The sequence below is a fragment of the Pseudomonas sp. Sample_9 genome (assembly GCF_004307535.1).
Lineage (GTDB): Bacteria > Pseudomonadota > Gammaproteobacteria > Pseudomonadales > Pseudomonadaceae > Aquipseudomonas > Aquipseudomonas mercuritolerans.
Map to the genome: position 1 here is coordinate 1 of NZ_RAZO01000282.1, position 5,713 is coordinate 5,713.

A 5,713-nucleotide genomic window follows, 5' to 3' on the forward strand; every position below is an offset into this window, starting at 1 on the left:
ATCAGCACCTTGCCGGCGCCGACGTGCTCAAGCGCCTTGGCCACCGAGTGCAGATTGCCCATGCCGTAGTCGATAACTGCAACCGTCTGCATTACAGAACGCCTTTGGTCGACGGCATTTGCCCGGCCATGCGCTCGTCCAGCTCGACGGCCATGCGCAGCGCGCGGCCGAAAGCCTTGAACACGGTTTCGATCTGGTGGTGAGTGTTGGTGCCGCGCAGGTTGTCGATGTGCACGCTGACCAGCGCGTGGTTGACGAAGCCCTGGAAGAATTCCTGGAACAGGTCAACGTCGAAACCGCCGACGGTGGCCCGGGTGTACGGCACGTGCATCTGCAAGCCCGGACGACCGGAGAAATCGATCACCACGCGCGACAGCGCTTCATCGAGCGGCACGTAGGCATGGCCGTAGCGACGGATGCCTTTCTTGTCGCCGATGGCTTTGGCAAACGCCTGGCCGAGGGTGATACCGACGTCTTCCACCGTATGGTGGTCGTCGATATGCAGATCGCCCTTGCATTCGATATCCAGGTCGATCAACCCATGACGGGCGATCTGATCCAGCATGTGCTCAAGAAAAGGTACACCGATATCGAATCGGGCCTTTCCGGTGCCATCAAGGTTGATCGAGGCTTTGATCTGGGTTTCCAGAGTGTCGCGCTCGACAGACGCCTTACGTTCGGCCATCACCAGCTCCGCAAAATCATTGGGCGAAAAAGGCAGCCATTATAGGCACGCAGGAGGCAAACAGAAACACGAGAGGTGAGATGCCTGACGGATAGAACGCCCGGCTGTCGCGGGTAGACATGTCCATACAAGCCATAACAGGCATGCCAAAAACAAATGTGGGAGCGAGCCTGCTCGCGAATGCGGTAGGCCAGGCAACATTGATGTCGACTGGTGCTCCGTCTTCGCGAGCAGGCTCGCTCCCACAGGTTCGGTGTTTATTCAGCTAACACCTTAGTGAAACAGTACCGCCGTCTTCTGCAGGGTCACCCACACACCCCACGCCAACGGAATACCCACCACCAGCCAGGCAGCGATCGCCAGAGGCTTGGTGCCCGGCGCGGCTTTCCACTCCAGAACGGTGCTGGCATCGGCACCCTTGTCGTGGCCCAGCGCCTGTTCGGCGGCCAGTTCGGCGTCGGTCATGAAGTACTTGTCGGCCACCGGGCGCACCATCAGGTTGCACAGGAAGCCCAGCACCAGCAGGCCGGCGAGGATGTACAGGGTGATGTCGTAAGCGGCAGCGCGTTCCACGCCGATGCTCAGCTGATATTCACGCAGGTAGTTGACCAGCACCGGACCGAGTACGCCGGCAGCGGCCCAGGCAGTCAGCAGACGACCGTGGATCGCACCGACCATCTGTGTACCGAACAGGTCGGCCAGATACGCCGGAACGGTGGCAAAACCACCGCCGTACATCGACAGGATGATGCAGAACGCCGCCACGAACAGCGCAACGTTGCCCAGATGGCCCATGTTCGGAATCAGCGCGTACAGGGCAAAACCCAGCGCGAAGAACACGAAGTAGGTGTTCTTGCGGCCCAGGTAATCCGAGAACGAGGCCCAGAAGAAGCGGCCACCGATATTGAACAGGCTCAGCAGACCGGTGAAGCCCGCTGCGATCGCCGCGATCGAGGCCAGTTGGCCAGCGTCGAGTTGGCCGAACGGCACATCGACGCCCAGCAGTTTGCCGCCGAACACTTCCTGCAACAGTGGCGAAGCCATGCCGAGGATACCGATACCCGCCGACACGTTCAGGCACAGCACCAGCCAGACCAGACGGAATTGCGGGGTTTTCCACGCTACGTTCACGTGGACGTGACGGTTGGTGATCATGGCGTTGGAAGCTTTCTTCGCCGGAGCGGTCCAGCCTTCAGGTTTCCAGCCGGTTGGCGGCACGCGGTAGGACAGTGCGCCACCGATCATGAACACGAAGTAAATGGCCGCCATGGCCACGAAGCTCTGCCATACGCCTACGCCTTCTGGCGATGCGAAGTGGCTCATCAGCGCAGTCGCCAACGGTGCACCGACCATCGCGCCGCCACCGAAGCCCATGATCGCCATGCCGGTTGCCATGCCGCGCTTGTCCGGGAACCACTTGATCAAGGTCGACACCGGCGAGATATAGCCCAGGCCCAGACCGATACCGCCGATCACGCCGGAGCCGATCCACATCAGCCAGATCTGGTGGGTATAGATACCCAGCGCGGAAATCAGCAGACCGCCGCACCAGCACAAGGCCGAGACCACGCCCGCTTTACGAGGCCCGGCGTGTTCCAGCCAGCCACCCCAGATCGCTGCCGAGCAGCCGAGGAAGATGAAGAACAGCGTGTAGATCCAGCCGAGCATGGAGATCGGCCAGTCGCAGTTCGACGAAAATACCTGCGCGATGAAGCTCATGTCCGGCGCGCAAGCCACCGGCGCGGTAACGCCGAGTGCCTTGGACAGCGGCAACCAGAACACCGAGAAGCCGTAGGCCATGCCGATGCACAGGTGAATGGCCAAAGCGGCCGGTGGAACCAGCCAGCGGTTGAAACCGGGCTTGGCGATGATGCGTTCCTTGGACAGGAACGCAGGCTGGTCGGCTCTGAGGCCGTCCGCCGTGATGCTCGTGCTCATTGTGTATCCCCCAATTGTTAGTATGGTTCGCCAGCCACTGCTCACCCTCGGCCTTATGCACGCAGGCATGACCGTTTTTTTAGGTGAAGCTCCTTGAAGGCGCGACGTTAAGTCGCAGACGGGCGGACGAACTGGCGAAGGTTACCATTCTCAGGTGACAGAAAAACCAAACTGATATCACCTTTTTTCAAGTCATCTGTTCTCGTACGACTCGGGAAGCCGCCAACCCCGCGTCTGCAAAGGCACCACGCCGTTTGCTACTTGTCCCATTTATGCGTGTGAAAAGTTACCCGTCGCCTGGGCGTGACTGAACGACGGGTGAACCAAGCGCAAAAAATGGCGTCGCAAGCGGGGGCCGGATTGCGCCCTCTGGCGCCCGCCGGGCATCCTCAAGCGCAGGCCCTGTGGCGAAGTTGCAGGTGCCGCCGCCGACCCTCGGCAGATGACGCCACACCGAACCGGGTGCCGGCAGCGCTATACTCCCCGGCCATATGACCAATTCGACTAACTACAAGGACTCGCCCATGAAAGCGTTCGGCAAAATCCTGGGTCTGGTACTTCTCGGGCTGTTGCTGATCATTGTGGCGGCAGGTTTTGCCCTGACCCACCTCTTCGATCCCAACGACTATAAAGACGAGATCCGCCAGATTGCCCGCGACAAGGCCCACATCGAGCTGACGCTCAATGGCGATATCGGCTGGAGCCTGTTCCCGTGGCTCGGCCTGGAATTGCACGAAGCCAGCGTCGCCACCCTGGCCAAACCTGCCGAACCGTTTGCCGACTTGCAGATGCTCGGCCTGTCCGTGCGCGTGCTGCCGCTGTTGCGCCGCGAAGTACAGATGAGTGACGTGCGCGTCGAAGGCCTCAACCTGCGCCTGAACCGCGACAAGAACGGCCACGGCAACTGGGAAGACATCGGCAAGGTGCCTGTGGCGCCGGGCTCGACTCCACCGGCCACAGCGGGCGCGACCGCCAGCGAGCCGACCGTCGCCGTGGAAAAACCGGCGCAACCGATCCGCCTCGACATCGACAGCCTGACCGTCAACAACGCCCGCGTTGAATACACCGATGAGCTGACCGGCAAGCAGTTCAGCGCCGAAAGCATTCAACTGAGCACCGGTCCGGTACACGACTCGACCAATATCCCGGTAAAAGCCACTGCGTTCCTTGGCACCAACCAACCGGTACTGCGCGTGCGCACCGAGCTCAACGGTGAGCTGCGCTTCGAGCGCGCCCTGCAACGCTACAAGTTTGAAGACCTGAAACTCACTGGCGAACTCGCTGGCGATCCGCTGCAAGGCAAGACCATGACCTTCTCTGCTCAGGGCCAGTTGCTGCTGGACAAGGCAGCGAACGTCGCCGAGTGGACCGGCATCAAGATTTCCGCCAACCAGTTGCGCGCCCTGGGCGAGCTGAAAGCCAACGACCTCGACAAGACGCCACAGATCAGCGGCGGCATTTCCATTGCGCAGTTCGATCTGGCGAAATTCGTCGACAGCATCGGCCAGACACTGCCGGCGATGGGCGAAGGCAGCCTGAGCAAGGTCGAACTGGTCAGCCGCGTTGCGGCCACTCCGACCAGCCTGTCGTTCGACAACATCAACCTGAAACTCGATGACAGCAGCTTCAGCGGTCGCATCGCCATCGAGGACTTCGCCAAACAATCGCTGCGCGCAATTCTCAAGGCCGACACTTTCAACGCCGATCGCTACCTGCCACCGAAATCTGCCCAAGCCAACAGCGCCACGCAAACACGTCAGGCCGAAGTCGCCAGCACCGAGGCCGGGGCTGTGGCCGGCACCACGCCGCTGCCGGACAAACCGAGCAAAACCGCCTGGAGCACCGAGCGTCTGCTGCCGGTCGAACGCCTGGCCAAACTCGACGTCGATGCCGACCTGACTTTCGGCCAACTGACCCTCGACAAACTGCCGATACAGAACGCCGCGCTCAAAGCCACTGGCCAGGGCGGCCTGCTGACGCTGACTAACCTGAGCGGCGATCTGTACAACGGCGGCTTCGTCGCCAACGGCACACTCGACGTGCGCCCAAGCGCGCCGGTGCTGAACCTGCAGACCCGCCTCAATCGCGTCCCGGTGGAAAAAATCATCGAAAGCCAGGGCAAGAACCCGCCGGTCAAAGGCCTGGTGACGCTGACCAGCAGCTTCACTGGCAGCGGCAACAGCCAACAGGCGCTGATCGATACGCTGAACGGCAACGCCAGTTTCGTCATCAACAACGGTGTGCTGCTCAACGCCAACCTTGAACAGCAATTGTGCAAAGGCATCGCCACGCTCAATCGCAAGTCCCTCAGCGGCGAGCCACGGGGCAAGGACACGCCGTTCGAGGAGCTCAAGGGCAACCTGACCGTGCGCAACGGCGTCGCCAGCAACCCAGACCTGAAAGTGCGCATCCCCGGCATGACCGTCAACGGTGACGGCGACATCGACCTGCGCGTGCTCGGCATGGATTACCGCGTCGGCATCATCGTCGAAGGCGATACCAGCGCCATGCCTGACCCGGCCTGTCAGGTAGGCGACAAATTCGTCGGCATCGAGTGGCCGCTGCGCTGCCGTGGACCGCTGGAGCTGGGCGCCAAGGCCTGCCGCATCGACAATGATCGTCTCGGTCAGGTCGCCAGCAAGATGGCCGGCAACAAGCTCAGCGAGAAGATCGACGAGAAACTGGGCGACAAAGTCAGCCCGGAACTGAAAAACGCATTGAAGGGGCTGTTCAAGCGATGACAGCGGAGCAGTTTTCCACGGCGGTGCTGCAGTGGTTCGACCGCCATGGTCGCCACGACTTGCCGTGGCAGCAGGACATCAATCCGTACCGGGTGTGGGTGTCCGAGATCATGTTGCAGCAGACCCAGGTCAGCACGGTGCTCAATTACTTCGAGCGCTTCATGGCGGCGCTGCCGACAGTCGAAGCGCTGGCCGAAGCGCCGGAAGACGAGGTGCTGCACCTGTGGACCGGGCTGGGTTACTACACTCGCGCTCGCAACCTGCAGAAGACCGCGAAGATCGTCGTCAGCCAGTACGCTGGCGAATTCCCGCGAGACGTGGAAAAACTCACCGAGCTGCCGGGCATCGG

The 5,713-nt window shown here is 61.4% G+C and carries 3 protein-coding genes and 3 pseudogenes; 3 read left to right on the top strand and 3 right to left on the bottom strand.

Annotated features, from left to right (window positions below; translation table 11 throughout):
• The 3 genes and pseudogenes from hisH to D6877_RS15470 form a co-directional block, all read right to left on the bottom strand.
• Window positions 1–92 (bottom strand): annotated as a pseudogene (gene hisH / locus D6877_RS15460) (imidazole glycerol phosphate synthase subunit HisH); the annotation flags it as partial.
• A complete protein-coding gene (hisB, locus tag D6877_RS15465; protein ID WP_016772125.1) occupies window positions 92–685 on the bottom strand; it encodes an imidazoleglycerol-phosphate dehydratase HisB in 594 nt (197 codons plus the stop codon). The pseudogene hisH and the gene hisB, both read right to left, overlap by 1 nt.
• A gap of 273 nt (window positions 686–958) precedes the next feature.
• Window positions 959–2,623, bottom strand: coding sequence for an OFA family MFS transporter (locus tag D6877_RS15470; protein ID WP_024011221.1), 1,665 nt, complete (start codon window positions 2,621–2,623; stop codon window positions 959–961).
• A 231-nt stretch (window positions 2,624–2,854) separates the two neighbouring features.
• On the opposite strand from D6877_RS15470, the pseudogene D6877_RS29950 reads away from it, so the two are divergent.
• From D6877_RS29950 to D6877_RS15485, 3 genes and pseudogenes are all read left to right on the top strand, one after another.
• Window positions 2,855–3,069 (top strand): annotated as a pseudogene (locus D6877_RS29950) (aspartate 1-decarboxylase autocleavage activator PanM); the annotation flags it as partial.
• 78 nt (window positions 3,070–3,147) lie between these two features.
• Window positions 3,148–5,364, top strand: coding sequence for an AsmA family protein (locus D6877_RS15480; protein ID WP_130911356.1), 2,217 nt, complete (start codon window positions 3,148–3,150; stop codon window positions 5,362–5,364).
• Window positions 5,361–5,713, top strand: a pseudogene (locus tag D6877_RS15485) (A/G-specific adenine glycosylase); the annotation flags it as partial. The gene D6877_RS15480 and the pseudogene D6877_RS15485, both read left to right, overlap by 4 nt.

What these genes read in the sequence shown, in the direction of transcription:
- D6877_RS15470 (WP_024011221.1), bottom strand. Translation starts at nt 2,623, where the DNA reads ATGAGCACGAGCATCACGGCGGACGGCCTCAGAGCCGACCAGCCTGCG.
- D6877_RS15480 (WP_130911356.1), top strand. Translation starts at nt 3,148, where the DNA reads ATGAAAGCGTTCGGCAAAATCCTGGGTCTGGTACTTCTCGGGCTGTTG.
- hisB (WP_016772125.1), bottom strand. Translation starts at nt 685, where the DNA reads ATGGCCGAACGTAAGGCGTCTGTCGAGCGCGACACTCTGGAAACCCAG.